At 50.2% G+C, this 14,569-nt stretch carries 17 protein-coding genes; 6 read left to right on the forward strand and 11 right to left on the reverse strand.

The features are described 5' to 3' along the window. Window positions 1–364: 364 nt before the first annotated feature. Window positions 365–1,159, reverse strand: coding sequence for an SdiA-regulated domain-containing protein (locus GOV38_RS19615; protein WP_171210273.1), 795 nt, complete (start codon window positions 1,157–1,159; stop codon window positions 365–367). A gap of 354 nt (window positions 1,160–1,513) precedes the next feature. Between GOV38_RS19615 and GOV38_RS19620 the strand changes: the two genes are divergently transcribed. Next, the gene (locus GOV38_RS19620; protein WP_171210274.1) at window positions 1,514–2,272 is read left to right on the forward strand and encodes a hypothetical protein; all 759 of its coding nucleotides are present in this window, start codon (window positions 1,514–1,516) and stop codon (window positions 2,270–2,272) included. Here GOV38_RS19620 and GOV38_RS19625 read toward each other — a convergent pair whose 3' ends face one another. From GOV38_RS19625 to GOV38_RS19670, 10 genes are all read right to left on the reverse strand, one after another. Further along, a complete protein-coding gene (locus GOV38_RS19625) occupies window positions 2,273–3,214 on the reverse strand; it encodes a metallophosphoesterase (protein WP_171210275.1) in 942 nt (313 codons plus the stop codon). It lies immediately after the preceding gene. Next, entirely contained in the window at window positions 3,204–4,637 is a 1,434-nt protein-coding gene (locus GOV38_RS19630; RefSeq protein WP_171210276.1) for a hypothetical protein, read from the reverse strand. The genes GOV38_RS19625 and GOV38_RS19630 overlap by 11 nt, the downstream gene beginning before the upstream one ends. A 19-nt stretch (window positions 4,638–4,656) precedes the next feature. Further along, the gene (locus GOV38_RS19635) at window positions 4,657–5,301 is read right to left on the reverse strand and encodes a hypothetical protein (RefSeq protein ID WP_171129927.1); all 645 of its coding nucleotides are present in this window, start codon (window positions 5,299–5,301) and stop codon (window positions 4,657–4,659) included. Between the two features lie 120 nt (window positions 5,302–5,421). Beyond that, window positions 5,422–5,595 (reverse strand): hypothetical protein, encoded by a 174-nt coding sequence (locus tag GOV38_RS19640; RefSeq protein ID WP_171210277.1) that lies wholly within the window; start codon window positions 5,593–5,595, stop codon window positions 5,422–5,424. Window positions 5,596–5,637: 42 nt separating this feature from the next. After that, on the reverse strand, window positions 5,638–5,943 hold the full coding sequence (locus tag GOV38_RS19645) for a hypothetical protein (RefSeq protein ID WP_254430676.1): 306 nt from the start codon (window positions 5,941–5,943) through the stop codon (window positions 5,638–5,640). Window positions 5,944–5,995: 52 nt separating this feature from the next. Next, complete coding sequence (locus tag GOV38_RS19650) at window positions 5,996–6,610, reverse strand: hypothetical protein (RefSeq protein ID WP_171210278.1); 615 nt, start codon at window positions 6,608–6,610, stop codon at window positions 5,996–5,998. A 129-nt stretch (window positions 6,611–6,739) separates the two neighbouring features. Then, window positions 6,740–8,353, reverse strand: a complete 1,614-nt coding sequence (locus GOV38_RS19655) for an alpha/beta hydrolase (RefSeq protein WP_171210279.1) — start codon at window positions 8,351–8,353, stop codon at window positions 6,740–6,742. A gap of 242 nt (window positions 8,354–8,595) precedes the next feature. After that, complete coding sequence (locus GOV38_RS19660; protein ID WP_171210280.1) at window positions 8,596–9,039, reverse strand: hypothetical protein; 444 nt, start codon at window positions 9,037–9,039, stop codon at window positions 8,596–8,598. Window positions 9,040–9,259: 220 nt separating this feature from the next. Further along, entirely contained in the window at window positions 9,260–9,544 is a 285-nt protein-coding gene (locus GOV38_RS19665) for a hypothetical protein (RefSeq protein ID WP_254430677.1), read from the reverse strand. Window positions 9,545–9,774: 230 nt separating this feature from the next. Continuing rightward, window positions 9,775–10,230 carry a DUF3291 domain-containing protein gene (locus GOV38_RS19670; RefSeq protein WP_171210281.1) on the reverse strand — a complete coding sequence of 152 codons (456 nt, stop codon included), beginning with the start codon at window positions 10,228–10,230 and terminating at the stop codon, window positions 9,775–9,777. 245 nt (window positions 10,231–10,475) lie between these two features. Between GOV38_RS19670 and GOV38_RS19675 the strand changes: the two genes are divergently transcribed. From GOV38_RS19675 to GOV38_RS19695, 5 genes are all read left to right on the forward strand, one after another. Continuing rightward, window positions 10,476–10,931, forward strand: a complete 456-nt coding sequence (locus GOV38_RS19675) for a hypothetical protein (protein ID WP_171210282.1) — start codon at window positions 10,476–10,478, stop codon at window positions 10,929–10,931. A 400-nt stretch (window positions 10,932–11,331) separates the two neighbouring features. Beyond that, window positions 11,332–11,778 (forward strand): ParB N-terminal domain-containing protein, encoded by a 447-nt coding sequence (locus tag GOV38_RS19680; protein WP_171210283.1) that lies wholly within the window; start codon window positions 11,332–11,334, stop codon window positions 11,776–11,778. Beyond that, complete coding sequence (locus GOV38_RS19685) at window positions 11,775–12,389, forward strand: hypothetical protein (protein ID WP_171210284.1); 615 nt, start codon at window positions 11,775–11,777, stop codon at window positions 12,387–12,389. Before GOV38_RS19680 ends, GOV38_RS19685 begins: the two co-directional genes overlap by 4 nt. A gap of 326 nt (window positions 12,390–12,715) precedes the next feature. Then, window positions 12,716–13,087 (forward strand): restriction endonuclease, encoded by a 372-nt coding sequence (locus tag GOV38_RS19690; protein WP_171210285.1) that lies wholly within the window; start codon window positions 12,716–12,718, stop codon window positions 13,085–13,087. A 549-nt stretch (window positions 13,088–13,636) separates the two neighbouring features. Next, complete coding sequence (locus GOV38_RS19695; RefSeq protein ID WP_171210286.1) at window positions 13,637–14,560, forward strand: hypothetical protein; 924 nt, start codon at window positions 13,637–13,639, stop codon at window positions 14,558–14,560. Window positions 14,561–14,569: the final 9 nt, after the last annotated feature.

Consider the following 14,569-nt stretch of genomic DNA (forward strand, 5'->3'; position numbering starts at 1 on the left):
ATGCTTCTACGTCCAAGATTGAACGGACGGCTTAGGTTATCATTGGTCAACCATTTGTTGGGCAAAGGAGACTGTTTATCCGCCCTGTTGGTTTGTTAGCGGCTTCCGCAAAGCGCGGAAAGCGAACGTTCGCGAAAAACACTGTAAGACAGGTTTGTCCCGCATCGCAGTCAATAATGTACTGCAGAGAGAATGGCTCCTTTGCGGACTTTGCAGCCATCCGCATTCTTAATTCAAAGGACCGCAGTCAGCCCAAACCGGACATTCGATACTGGAATTCGCAATTCCCGAGATGCGGGAAGAGGTGGCCATTTCGTTTTTCTGCGATTGAATGCGACAAGCCAGTGTGAGTTTCTTACGGTTGTCAGATTTGCGGTAAAACAAATGCGTAGAGGCGTGACTTTTTTTCATCATCGGTCAAGATGTAGAGAACGCCACCACTTTCATCCAAAGCTATCCCCTCAGGGTTCTTCACTCCCTTTACTTCATCCTTTTTGGAGTAAACTAAGTCGATAGTTTTGACCGTTTGAACTTCAGGATCAAAAACAAAAATTCGGCGCCCTTCATCGCTGAGTATCCATAAAGACTTAGTCTGGCCGGACCAGGCGATCCCGCTGATGTCTAGTTCGTCATCGTCGGCACGAGATGAAACGAAACCAGCCTGAGCCGTTAGTGGAACTGCTTCGACAATCTCATCAATCTCTGGCGAAATGATGAGCAGCAGTCTTGGTTGACCCTCAATGACTACGAATACTTGCCCAGAGTCTTGATCTACAGTGATCCCTTCTGGCCCCTTGTTCAAAGGGTTCTCAGCAAGCATTTCAGCAACTTTGCCGTAGCCCCTGAGTGAAGAAATTGGAGTAGAATTGATTTTGATTGGTTCTGTAGGTTGGACCGTTACGATAGATCGGTCAGTTTCTTGTAACAGCAATACAGACCCATCCTTTCTTCCCGCGACACCTTCCAAGTCTGCGCCCAGATATTCTGGAAGTTTGAACGAACTCTTTAGCCCTCCATTTACTCCTAGAAGGTGCAGCTTCGATGCTTCATCGCTTACTGCCCACAAGAATCCATGAACACTTGAAAGCGACAATCCGGATGGCTCAGAAAAGCCCGCTGATTTATCTGCAACTTTGTAAGACTCAATAAGTTCCAACATATCAGTCTGCGCTCTCACTGGGCTCGTTAACGCCAAAGCGTTGGCGACCACAGCAAGGCTTACGCAAATTACCTTCGCAACTCTTCGTTTGTGCCGATCATTTGGCTGGTTCATTCGAGTAAAACCTGCGTTCTTTTGGACTTAGTTCATACTCGATCAAAAATCGATGTTGTCCAACCTAACACAGTATTTGGCGGAAGTTTGATGTTTCATCCCGCAAGGCTTTACCGGAACCAAATTCATAAGGTTGAATTAGTCTATGGGAGTGCGGCTTCATCGCGAGGTTTGGAACGATTGCGTCAAGTTACTCACTTCGCAGCGACTATTCGACGGTACAGCGGGAGGGAAAGACTTTTGAGTAAGCTATTTTCGATAGTATCGGTCCTTTTGGCGGTGCTTTTGCCTAGTGTTAGCTATTCCCAGATTGATCCTGCTTCCTTGCTTGCGGGAACGTCCGAGTCAGAGATAGTGATTGAGCGAGGCTGGACTCAGTTCCGCGGTAAGCAGGAACTCTACTTCTTCACACTAGACGTCATTGTAACTATCATTTTGACCGCATTGATTGTCTATCATCCCGTACGACGTAAAGCGCGCCGAAGTGTCAGCGATCTGGTTATGCCCAGACTGTTCTTCCTTTACGCGCTAATTGGAATGGCTGTGGGATTCCTGGTGGTCCAGCATGGGTCAATGATTGGTTTCGTTATTTTTGGCATCGGTGCGTTGCTCAGGTTCCGCTCCAATCTGGATGATCCGGTCGATACAGTCGAAATGATAATCGTAACGGTTCTTGGTCTTGCCGTCGGTTTGGGCTTACCGCTGATGGCCACGCTGGTGGCGATTGTGTGTTGGAGCTTCATTTGGCTCGGAGGGCGAAACAAGGGCGTGGAAGTTTCGCTCAAAGCTTCAGATGAAGAACACTCATTGAAAGTCAGCGGTGACATTGAAGCGATGGCCGCAGACGCTGGCTGGAAGCTGGTCAGAAAACACCACGTCCCCGGAAAGTCTCGCGTCTCATTGCTTTTCATCACCTCAGGAGGACTTTCAGAAGCCCGGATCGAAGAGATGATTAACGATCTGGTCCCAGAAAAAGTTGAACTGAAACTCAACCTCTAGTCATTTGACAAGGTCTAAGCGTTTCAACACCGCATTCGGAGATCTGATCTCTTTCGGGAGCGACTTGAAATTTACCGACCTTTCGAAATCAGGCCCTCGATATACTGCTATCCCAAACTCTCCGTTTGGCTGGAACGTAACATGAGTGAAGCTGTGAGGTGATCTGGCTTTTGAGCCAATAAGCCGTCGCGGGCCACCTCCCAAACAAGCTTGAGAGACGTAAGCTACCCCGTCTTTCCAACCAGGATAGAAGGCATGGTGGTGGCCTGAAAGATGCAGAACGACACCGCTTTCCAAATAGATTTTTTCAAGTGTTGGGTCACCGATGATTTCGCGTTCGCGCTGGATCGCGAACGGCCAAAGTGGGAGGTGACTGAAAGTGACAATCGGGTCTCCGTCTGCACCCAGTTCCTGTAGGCGGTCCTGCTGGTCACCGGACAGGGGTCCTAGGGTTGTTGCATCCAGAGACGCAAACGTAATGCCCTGCATCTCAAATGCGTAGAAGAACGGGTAGTCATTTGAAACCAAGAAATCGACGTCTGGTTTTCTCGGAGTCCATTCCGCTGCGTATATTTTTCTTTCACGCTCGAACCCACTGTAGGCGGAAGCATCATGGTTTCCAGGCGTGACCGCAAATGGAATTCCGGCAGCCGCTAGAGGATCTGATACGGCCACGTGAAACGCCTTCCACATCTCCCTGACCTGTTTGTCGGACAAGTTGGGAATGCGCTGTCCCGCAACCATGTCTCCGGTCGAAATCACCAAATCGGGATCAATCTCGACTATCCGCTTAATCGCCTTGTGGACGCGGGCATCGTATTTCACCGAACCATAGCTGCCGTTCAGATCCGATATGACGATAACATCCAATGCCGCCGCTTTGCAGGCGAGCAGAGTGGTCCAAATGAACGCCGCAAAAAGGGTGGAAAGCTTACGGGGCATTACAGTCCACAGCCTCTACCTCGGTGTCGTTTCTCAAAAAGAATGCGACAGGATCCAAGTCGAACATCAAATCACCATTAGAACAATTGTCCTGGAGAATGGACGTTGCCAGCTCGGTGTTTTTCACAACTTGGGCAATCTGCCTATCTGACAACCCAAAGCTTTGCGATAGCCAGTCATAGACCGAGCCTTGGGTTTGAAGGTCACTATTCAATGCAACCAAGCTCCGATATGTGCTTGGAGAGAAGTGGCGAATTTTCTCCAGCATTTGTGTAGATTTCGCGAAGTTGGCATACTCGACACGCCCACCAGCATCGTTGTCGTTTAGATTGCTGCGACGGATCAATAACGCGTCGGCGGGAACGTCTCCATCGTTTGGCTCATGGTGCTTGGCTTTCTTATGCTTCAACTTTCCGTCTTCGACCCAATACCAATAGGGTGTGAAGTCTATGTTTCCTACGCGGTCCTGCTGGCTAAAGATGAAATCGAGGAGAACAATCTCGGTAAGTTCTTGCATCCAAAATGCCATCTGTTGTTCGCTGACATCGGGACCGAGATCCTTGTTGATCATCCGGTCTCTTCGACCTTCTCTGACGCCCTCTGCGATTGCCTCTGACAATGGTTTTGAAGAACGCAAAGCCAAGAAAGCGGGGGTTTCCTGAAAATCACGGTTTTGTCCTTTTCCCCAACCAGATTTGCGGGTGCCGTTGATTTCCGAGCCGTATCGATGTCCAGGGCTCTCAAGCAGAACACCATATATTTGCGTTCGATCTGCGGTGAATAGATCATCGGTCGGTTGGTATGAGTCCGGGTCCGCATCCGCAGCTGCGAAGACCCGCCAGCCTTCGTGGTTCATGCGCCCGCCATGAGAGCCACCGGAAATCGCAAGGCCGGGCTCTGCGACCTCGGAAAAATGCGCCCGGGCGTCCATGCTGCGCCAAACGGCGACTGGGACTTTGACAGTCGCGTCGAAATATCTGGAGAAATGATAGTAAAGCAACGACGAGGTGGAAAAGGTTCCACTGGTGCCTTTTTGGTTCATGGTGGACTTGAATTTAGCCACCCTATCCTTGGCCAGATCTTTCGCGGCCTTCCCCTCTTTGCAAGCGTTTCTCTCGAACTCAGAACGGTTCCCCGTGTAGGGTCCTTCCGAAATATCGTAGACTGCCGTTCCTGGGCTGGTGCTCCAGGTTTTTGGGCAAATAGCAATTTCGGAGGCATAGAAATCGATCTCGCAATAGGCAGTTTCTTCCTCAAGATCGCTGTTCTTGTACACGCCCGTTGGAACTTTTTCGATACGAATACAGCGTTCAGTAGCGCCGTTGGGACTATTAAATGTCGTGGCTTCACCGAGAACATCGTCGCTCGCCCACAAGGCAGTGGGTGCAATGAGAGCAAGTGACCCCAGAAGATTGAACTTCATTTGGATAGTCCTCCTGGATTCATTTAGGGCAAATCGCGGCCTGTTGTTCGGTGGAGATTTTCAACTTTGGGTCGACGCTGAAGTTGGAGAATTTTGAGTCAATCCACTGGTCGCATCCGCCTGAACATGGGGCCCCGTTTCGGGCATCATTCCAATATTCCTTGGCCCTTTCTTCCGTCCAACCGCAGAACTGAACGAGCGCCATTGCCGACAATGCACCTGAGGAATGAACGCCCCACATACAGTGCACCAGGACAGGGCCTTTTCCGGGGTTTTCAATCACCTCGTGTATGGACGCCATGACAGCACCGGGTCGGGAGGATCTGGCGCTTTGATAGTCAAAGGATCCGTTTCCGCAACTGGTGCGACCGTATTCAGTGTTTTTACCAAAGTCGGCGTAGAACCCGGTTGAAAACCCTTCACCGCACAGAGTTTCGCGTTGACCTTCACTTAGGCCCGTTCGCTCCTTGTCGCCGCCTTTGAAACCAGAGCGATACAATACTCCGCTTAAGACGGGGCGAAAAAAAGCGACGCCATCGATGCCTCCGTCACCACCCTTTGAGAGCATTTGACTGTTGCTTGGGCCGCCGTTTCGACTGGTCACGTCAGAATTGGCAGCGGTTGCGAAAACACCAATGAATATGAGGGACATCAAAAACCGCATGCCAGCTCCTTCCTATTCTTGAGCACTTGATGGTTACACTCTTCCGACCTGATAAACTCTCGAAAGGGCTGGTTCACGATAACCATTTCAAGTGGGCGGTTAACTTAACGTTATGAAACTTTAAATGGGCCACACCAGGTTGATGATAACGATGACCACGAAGTAGGCTAGAACAACTTTCCAGTTCCATTGGTGTTTGTTTTCTTCATTGATCACGCCAGCCGATATCAAAGCCAGATTTGTCATAACTAGAGCAGCGATGATGACCGCCGCATGTGCCAGGTCAAAGTGCAAGTGCGAGCTCCTTCTTTCAGATTGGAGATTGATGAAAATGTGTTAGCAATCACCTGATGGCAGCATAGCTACATCTGAGTACCTTCCCTCGGATGTCGTGATCCGAGCACAGGCACCGGTATCTTTGTTAAACCAGTAAGAGGTCAGCCCTTCGCTTCGGATGAGTTCAAACCCGAGACTTTGAATACCCATTTCAGCTTGGCCCGCTCTTGCCCCTTCAAATGAAGAAAGATCGCTAGAGCTGCCCACAGTTGGTGCACTTGCATCTACCGAAGCGCTACTCTCATCGCATGCTGCAAGCGCAGAAATGCACATCATGCCGATCACAAATAGTACTTTGGATTTCATCTGTTTTTCCTAGCTTTATGGGGGATACGTTTCGGGGATTCTAGTCGATCACCTATTCAATTCCGAAAATTACGTTGTAGTTGACGGAAGAGTTGCTGCGATTGATAACCTCCACAACATGATCACCAGATTGCCAAAGCTGTCCTCGATACTCTTTGTCCGCCGACATCAATCCCAACAGTTCAGTACCATCGGGGTTACGTATAACGTAGTCTAAGGAGCCATTTCGCGGAGCAACGCGGACGTAAAGAAACTGTTCGTTTTTGGCACCCAGAACGTATTGCTGCGACGCTCCGGGCGCGAGTTCACCGACTAGTTCTGCGCCAGTGGAACCAGAATCAAATTTGACACGTTGGCTTCCAGTAGACCCGGCTGCGCCTGCCATGGCTCCTCGTCCATCATCCATCGCTTCGACAACCGACATCTCGCCGATGCTTCCATCCTTGTAAGCGATGCAGCGCCAAAGCGTTCCGCCTGCGTCACGTAGCATGACGAGCGTACCAGCTTCCGAGAACTGCGAGCTTTCAATCTTACCTGATTGACCGTCTGGTCCTCCCACCTGCCGCAAATGGTCAATACACGCATCGTCGGCTTCTGATATTGCAAAAGCAGCTGTACCCGCGATTGCGAAGACGGGTGTGAGGAGTTTGAGTATCTTGAGCTTCATCAGTTGGCCCCTGTTGAATGATCGTTATAGTTTCGTTTGGCCCAAGGTTGTGGCGGGCATACTTCTAACTTCAGATTTGCCTTACTCGGTTGCTTAGCTTCCAAATGAAGATCTAAGTGTCCCGAATTTCTAATCCCTCGACAAAGACCCGTCTGGTAAAACGAAGTTCACCGGCTCAAGTTCGTTTAGGCAGGGTGCAGAAACCTCGTTTGAAACGTCGGCAAGAAACTTGACCATAAGTGAAGCCGCGCAACGGTTGAATTCACCAAGTTGGACATGCGTGTCAGACGGAAAAACAAACTGTTGCGCGTTCGGTAGCGACTCCGCGATCTTGTTTGCGAGGAACGCTGGTGTTCTCGCATCTAGCTGACCTGTCAGTATCAGCGTTGGAACGTCGGTTCTGAGCGGCTCATCGGTTTCCCTTGGAAGCTCTGGAAGCGCCAAAACCTCACACGCAGTCTTATACTGTTCAACTACCAACCCTGAAAACAACGAAGCATATTCACTCGTGTCAGGTGTTGTCTTGACTTTATCGGTTGAGTTGACCGGATCTTCAGAGCAGACGACTGAGAAATGCATTAGTGAAGCAAGACTCCCGGCCGGTGCGTCTCTAGCTTCTAGCGCTGCCTGCCCGATGATTGGGCCGAGCCCTTCAGACAAACCCGCTCGGCCTTCGGAAAGTACGAGTGTCAATACGGCCGGCAAGCTGCCAACAGAGATCTGACCACTTTGCCGCTCAAACACAAACTCAACGAAACTTTGTTTCGAGATGCTGAAGGTCAAAGTCTCTGTTTCGTCTTTCGGGTTCACATAGGTTGTTGGGATCGGTCCTTCTTGAAAGAGGTCAATACCCTCTTGAACCAGAGAAAGCAGATCAAACTCTGCCGCGCATTTTGGTTCGGCCGAACACTGGGATGCGAGTTGCCCAATCGAGAAATCTACGCCAACAGCCCGGTTCTCTGCCCAGTTTTGGGTCGTGGGCGTCTCTGCACCATCAAGAATGAGAGCTTCAATATTGTTGCCAAACATACGAGCGTGGTGTTGCGCCAGAAGAGTTCCATAAGACGCACCGTAGACGGCGATTTTTTCGTATCCGAAGGCTTCGCGAGCCGCGTCTAAATCCTGTGCCATTTGCAAGCTATTGAATTTGGTCAAATCAATACCGTCAGCTTCAGCATCAGATTTGCAAGTTTGAATAGCGTCACGAAGCCAATTGGTTGTATCTGATTTGGTTTTGTCTTCCAAAACAGCACGCCACGGCAGACGATGGAAGGGTGTGCAATCCAAAGAAGGTACACTGTTTTTGGAACCGCGCTCTTCTAGGATAAAGATATCCCGGGTCGCGACCAACGAGCCGAGCATTGGGTCTGAAAAGACGGCGTAAATCCCTTCAGTCAAAAGCGAGGATCCGGGTCCGCCTGACAGCATAAACACTGGCGGATCTGCCGCTTCCCTTTTTTGGGAGACACGGACGAAAGGTAGGCCAATTAAGTCATCGTTAGGGTAAGAGCGGTCCTGTGGAACATAAAACGTGCCGCAAGACAAATCCGACGCAATTTCTGCTTCATCTGGGACGGGTACAACGCAGGGACCAGGAACAATCTCAAACGCACTTTGCGCGAATGCTGATCCGCTCAAAGCAATCATCGTCAACATGCCCACTGTGCACATCAAACGCAGCTTGCCGACAGTGGATAGAGCAAATTGGTAACAAACAGTAGGTTTCAGAGTCCTGCTGCTCATCAGGTCATGGTCCGTACGGCCATACTAAATTCAGCAGGAAGACAACAACGGCCATCGCGACAACTACTTTCCAGTTAAACTTGCGACGTTCCTCTTCTTTAATGATCCCTGTCATTTGAAGTACAAAGAGTGTTGCCACTAGTAGTAGTACGGTGACGACTGCATGTGCCAAGTCAAAGTGCATTCAAAAAGTTCCTTTCTTTTAGAAATCAATCCCTTCTTTGAACTAGGATCAGGGGATTTCACTTCGCTTCTTTTAACTTTGACAGAAACTCATCGCATGCCTGTGCGCTACCGACGATCTCGCCCGTCGCATCAATTCCTTGCAGTGACGCCATCTCGGAATTAACGCGATTGAGGATCTGATCCGCTTGTTCAGCTGTGATCAGGTTTTCGGCCTGTGCTCCTTTCAATGTGGAACAGACACCGGCGGACAAGCCAGTCGCTACGCCAACACCCATCGCGGCACCGCCACCCAGGGTCATCGCCCCAACCACGCCGAGAACGAGTCCGATCACGATTCCCAAGATTATTTTTCCCATGATTTCCTCCCTGTTGGTGAGAACGAGCTCAGCCTTCACTACTGCCGCGAACCGCGTGCCCATCTGCAAATCAAAACCAGCGCCAAAAGGTTGAGAACCGGTGCAAGCGCCGCGAACCACGGTTTGGCCGACTCTGAAACCCACTCCGCTACGAGTATCCAGGGTAATCCCAATGGCAAAAGGAACATCCCGGACAACGGGTCTCTTTCTTGTCCCAACCAGCCAAATGTACCCGTCAAGAACAGAAACAAAGCCAGCAGGTAAAAGATCGCAAATACGACGGTGGTTATTCTACAAACCAAGTCGAGTTTTCCGAAGAGCAAGCCAGTGTTGCGCGGCCGTGTTCAGCCACGCACCAAATTGATCACAATGCGCCTTCGTCGCCCAGGAACTCGATACCAGCTGTCGCGCCATCACTGTAAGCAATACAATTCCAAGGGGCACGATCCTCGCCAACGCCGACGGTTACTTGTGTTCCCGCCTCGCTAAACGCAGACGACAGCACCACGACTTGCGAATTGTTTGTCGTATTGGCGACATCACGCAGACACGCCTGCTGGGCAGGAGTCAGTTCCGATGACGCAGTCGAGCCGCCAGTATCTTCACATGCTGCAACAGTCAAAGTCACAAACAATACAGCAGTGGGCATCAATATTCTCTTCATTGTTCTTCCTCTGTGATCTCCGCCTAGTACTAAGTCAAAGAATCAGGACAAAATCAACAATTTGATTATGTGACTATCTGGGTGACTTTTGCCCCATAAAGCTTTGCAAAGTCTGCTTTCTGCGCATAGCCGCCGTCGATTGATCGCGCAGCATCGGTCACTATGGGCTCGAAGCGGTTGCTCATAGAGTTTTGGCGAATGCCTGCTGTGCGGGACTATCCGGACATTCGCCGGCCGGTCGCAAAATCGAAAGCCGCAGAGCTTGGCCCTTTAGATCTCAGCTCAAGCAGTTTGGATTTTCCTTCAGTAAGGCTAGGAACATGGCCTGCCTCAATAGGCCAAATAACATAGCTTTGATCATCGACATGCTCGAACCACTGTGCTCTGCGATCTATGAATTTGCCATGGATGGTGTTGTGAACAAAGTTTTCAAAGTCTTCGAAGCTTTCCCATGTGGACAGTGTTGCGAGAGCTACCTCAGGTCGGCCAAACAATGCCCCCGCATCGTTCTCAGGCAGATCATAGCCTGCTCCTTGCAATCTCCAAATGAATCCTTTTGAGCGGTCCGCAACGGCGTTCACGAGATCAGAGTTACCTTCAAAACCGGCGACTCGAGGATCGCCATGAGGGAAAAGCAGATAACCCATATTCATTTGCGCAATATGTCCCATGGCAACCTTAATTTATCGCCTGTCTCTCCAATAACAAAAAAACAGCGTCTCTGACGAGCGCGGTACTAATGGACTTTGGTTTGCGCGATAACCAGTGCCCGATTTGGGCTCAGAGCGGTCATCCGACAACTTCGGTCAACCATCGCTCTTCTCCAAGTGTGCCAGAGGTTCGCTCTGTGTAAATTACCTCAGCCCCACAACGCGCGTGCATATAAATGAGGACCTTCCAAACCTAGTGTTTGCACATGACAAGACTTGCCACCATCCCCGCCCCCAAGCCCCGGATTTCATCAAAGCTACGCAAGGCCATCGAAATGCGGGTTCGTGGTGGACTGACGATCGACAGGGCTTGTGCCGAGGCGGGACTATCTCCGGCCGGATACTACAAGGCGATGAAGCGGCCGGCTGTTAAGGAACACTTCGAAGCTGTCCAGCACGCCTATATCCAGGAGGCAGAAAAGCTCCGCTCATTGGCCAAAACCCGAGCTATTGAAGTGGCGCTAGATCTGATGCACAACGCGAAGTCTGAGACGATCAGAGCCCGTATGGCGGAATTCCTTGCGAGTGAAGGAAAAGGCCCTCAGGTCGCTGTCCATGTGGATGCTCGGCAGGCTCCTCAGGGCTACGAATACGTCAAACCAGGGCAGCAAGTTGTTGAAGTGGTTCCTCAGGTTGTTGAACAAAACGAACTCGACACTTAGACCACAACAGCTGCCATCGCCGCGTTTGCAACACAGTGCAGCGCGAGCGGCAGCGTTGCGCAGTGAACGGACTTTGCAGTTTCTCAAGACCGGCCCAAAGCGTTCATCCAGCCGCCGATTGGATATCGGCAATTCTGGTCCTCATTCGAACATTGAAGTCGCATCTGTTGCCAAAACTTAGCTCCCTCGAAAAGGGCGAGAATGCGCGATTCCGAGAAAAGGCCACCGCGGCGTGGCATATGCTGTCAATCAGTCAATCCGGCCCACAAAAGACTTACATCATCCGAAAACAGCATCTCCCGGAATCGGCGTAAAGCGCTTGCAACTAGCGTTGAAGGAAAGCAGGTTGACGGCAACTAGGCTAAGGAGACCTCCCGACACGCGATCAGAGATCATTGCATTGAACAACCTATTGTTGGATCCAAACAACTATCGCCTTCAAGAACAAGACGGATTCGTCTTGTGTGCAGAAAATCGGTTTCACTTGGAGCGAGTACAACTGGGGACACTTCGGCGGCTGCAAAGAGAGAATCTTCGGCCGCTACGAGACTCTATTGTCTCAAATGGGTTTCTTGAAATCGAGCGAATTGTGGTCGCCCCATACGAGCATGAAGATGAGAAATTTCTGGTCATAGAAGGAAATCGCCGCATAGCTGCTCTTAGGCAAATTCGCGACGAGTACGAAGGTGGAATTGATATTCCTGACGGCGTTGTGAATGTTTTGGACGCAGTTCCTTGCCTCGTAGCCGATGGACCGGATCAGGAGGCATACTTCCGAGAAGCCTTAATGGGCATTCGTCACGTGGGTGGAATCAAGGAATGGGGGGCTACCAAAGAGCCAAGTTGATTGCGGAACTTAAGGACGTCCACAGTCTTGAGGCTCAAGCTATTTCACAGCGACTTGGGCTCTCAGTTCAAGAGGTAAACCGTCGGTATCGAGCGTACAAAGCGCTGGAACAAATGAAAAATGATGAAATCTACTCCGAATTTGCGGGCGCGAGCCTTTACCCCATTTTTCACGAAGCAGTTTCGTTGCCAGTAGTAAGAGATTGGCTCGACTGGGACGCCGAAGCAAACACGTTTAACAACAATGAAATCCGCGAACAATTTTATCAGCTTATCACACCAAGAAATGTCGGCCAGGATGATGAAAAGGAGCCGAAAGTTCGAACCTTTTCAGAAGTACGGCAACTGCGCGACATTCTCGTGAATGACGATGCGAAATCAGAATTGTTGCAGTTGGATCGCGACTTGGTAGATGCGGTCGCCATTGCAAATCAAGACAAGATGGCGCGCCGTTGGCGAAACGAAATAGCCGAGGCAAAAGCAGCATTGTCCAAAATCCCTGGCCTCGAAATTCGAAATTTTGGTGCCGATGATCTCACTGCGATCAATGAGCTTATCGATACAGCAAATCAAGTTCTTCAAATGAACGTTGCATTGCAGGCCAACGGTTAGGTGACACATGCGTGGACCGGCCGCCGCTGCGAGTTTTATTGAGGCCTCCTTCGAAGTTGATATGGCACCTCGCCTTCTGACCGATCTCATCGTCGACGCGATTGAGAATAACGGAACCGTCGGGCTTTGTCTGCTGAAGAAGTAGCGGAAACTTGGGCGCCAAAAGTGAAGAGTCGGCTCATTTCAATGATCGAGGCTGGCAAAGAGCCTGCCAAGTTTGTGCGGGTGACGCTGAACTCATCCAATGACGACTACGTCCAAGGGTCTTGTTTTGTCGAGCCAACCGAAGATGAGTATGTAGCAGAGGCAAAGAAAAAAGGGCTGCGTTGCTGCGGTATGTTGATGAATTTGAGGCGATTAATCCCAATGACTTTGAGTGGTTATGCGGACGGACTTTAAGCCTATTTCAAGTAGAAGAAGAGTTTGTTACCCGTTCAAGCGCTGACCAAGGAATCGACTTTCTTGGGCGTGTACCAGTCGGCGAAATCCTCAAACCAGCAGTCATTGACCCTGGCCCGGAACAGCACTTCAAAGTTTGGCTAGTGGGTCAAGCCAAGCACTATCAGGCAACGCAGGTATCGACAAAAGACATCAGAGAACTTGTCGGATCGGTTGCGCTTGCGAAGTCGAAAGTTTTTGCGGGGAAAACTGATCCACTTTCGAACCTTCAGATGCGGGTTTGCGATCCTGTGGTGTAATCGGGAAGGAAATCAGCGCAGAGTGCGAACAATGGCGCGCTGCATTGGAGCAGCCTTCACCAAGATCAACTCCCGTTTAACCAACCCATTAACCGAATGTGCGGTTATAACCCTACAACGCGGTGGCAACTTTCTGACAAATTGGCTGAGTGTTTTGAACATGGCCTTCGCTTGAAGGTACTGTTGGAGATAAAACGAAATTCAAAGTCAGCGGAGCCGGAACCCTATTCCGCTTCGCGGCCAGTTGCTGCCGGTGCTCACGGTCCACTTCAAGGCATTGCTGGCATGCAATACCTTCAAAGCAAGCAGACCCTAGCACCGGCAACCAAAGGTTATATGTTGGCAATATCGGAAGTACCTATGCTGACGCTCTTCCAATGTTAGCGATAGCGCTTCCGCTTGGAGCTCTAGACCTTGCTTACCCGTGGGAATCACACCAAAAGTGCGGTGCTGGACATGAATGTGCCGTCATGCGCAATTGGAAAGAACACCAAGGATCTTGTTGGCAACGAACGGCCAGCCCCCATAGTTGTAAGCAGGTAACTTAGAATGGCCGAATCCTCGAATGACTTTGATGCCCTTTTCAAATCAAAGTTCGGATTTTCGTATACAGAAGACTCCGATGCTCTGCAGGAGTTAAGAGTTTCACCATATGACCGTTGGAAGCTCGTGTCTGAGATCCTTGATCTTCTACCTGATGCTCCCGCGTCACTGTTTATCCATGTGCCCAAGACAGGTGGAACGACGTTAGGAGAATCTGTTGCTAGAAACAATCTGAGGAACGTGGTGTCATGTGATGCTGAGGACAAAGAGTTTTTGTCCATGTTGCGTGCTTGTTGTGTGGCACCGAACGAAATGGGTATCTTGTTCCGTGCGCACCATCCCTATGGCACCATATTCAAAAATAATGATGAGTCTCGTTTTGACTTTATCTTTTCTTCGTTTCGTGACCCTCTGTCTGTGCACATCTCGAATGTGACGATGATCCTTGAGCGTTTGGACAAGTATTATCGCGGCTTGGATCAAGGACAGGGTGTCCAGAAGTTTTGCGAAATATGGGATCGGGTCATTGTCGAAGGCGAATTGAAGTTTAACAACTCCAGCGAGTGCGCGGTCGCTATTCTTGCCTCGCCGCACTACGTCAAAACGATGGCTGGCGTCTATGACAAATTCTTTGGACGATGCTCAGATGAGCAACTGCGCAATGTCACATTCTTTGACTACAGGCAATTCGACACGTTCATGGTGCAAAGATTTGGCTTTGAAACACCGCCTGAGCGCAGGAACGTGGCACAGAACCGCAAGTTGGAAATACAAGACATCCCGTCAATGGTGTCTCAGACGCTGTTGGAGAAGGACGAGCAAATCGTTGACCGAATTCAGGCATTGATCTCAGGAGAGATGCAACAACCTGACCAAACCTCCGGCTTTATTCAGTTGGTCAAGTCTGCATTTCGACGTAAACGTAATTGAACGTCCTGA

It is taken from the genome of Ruegeria sp. HKCCA5839 (assembly GCF_013035585.1).
Taxonomy (GTDB): domain Bacteria; phylum Pseudomonadota; class Alphaproteobacteria; order Rhodobacterales; family Rhodobacteraceae; genus Ruegeria.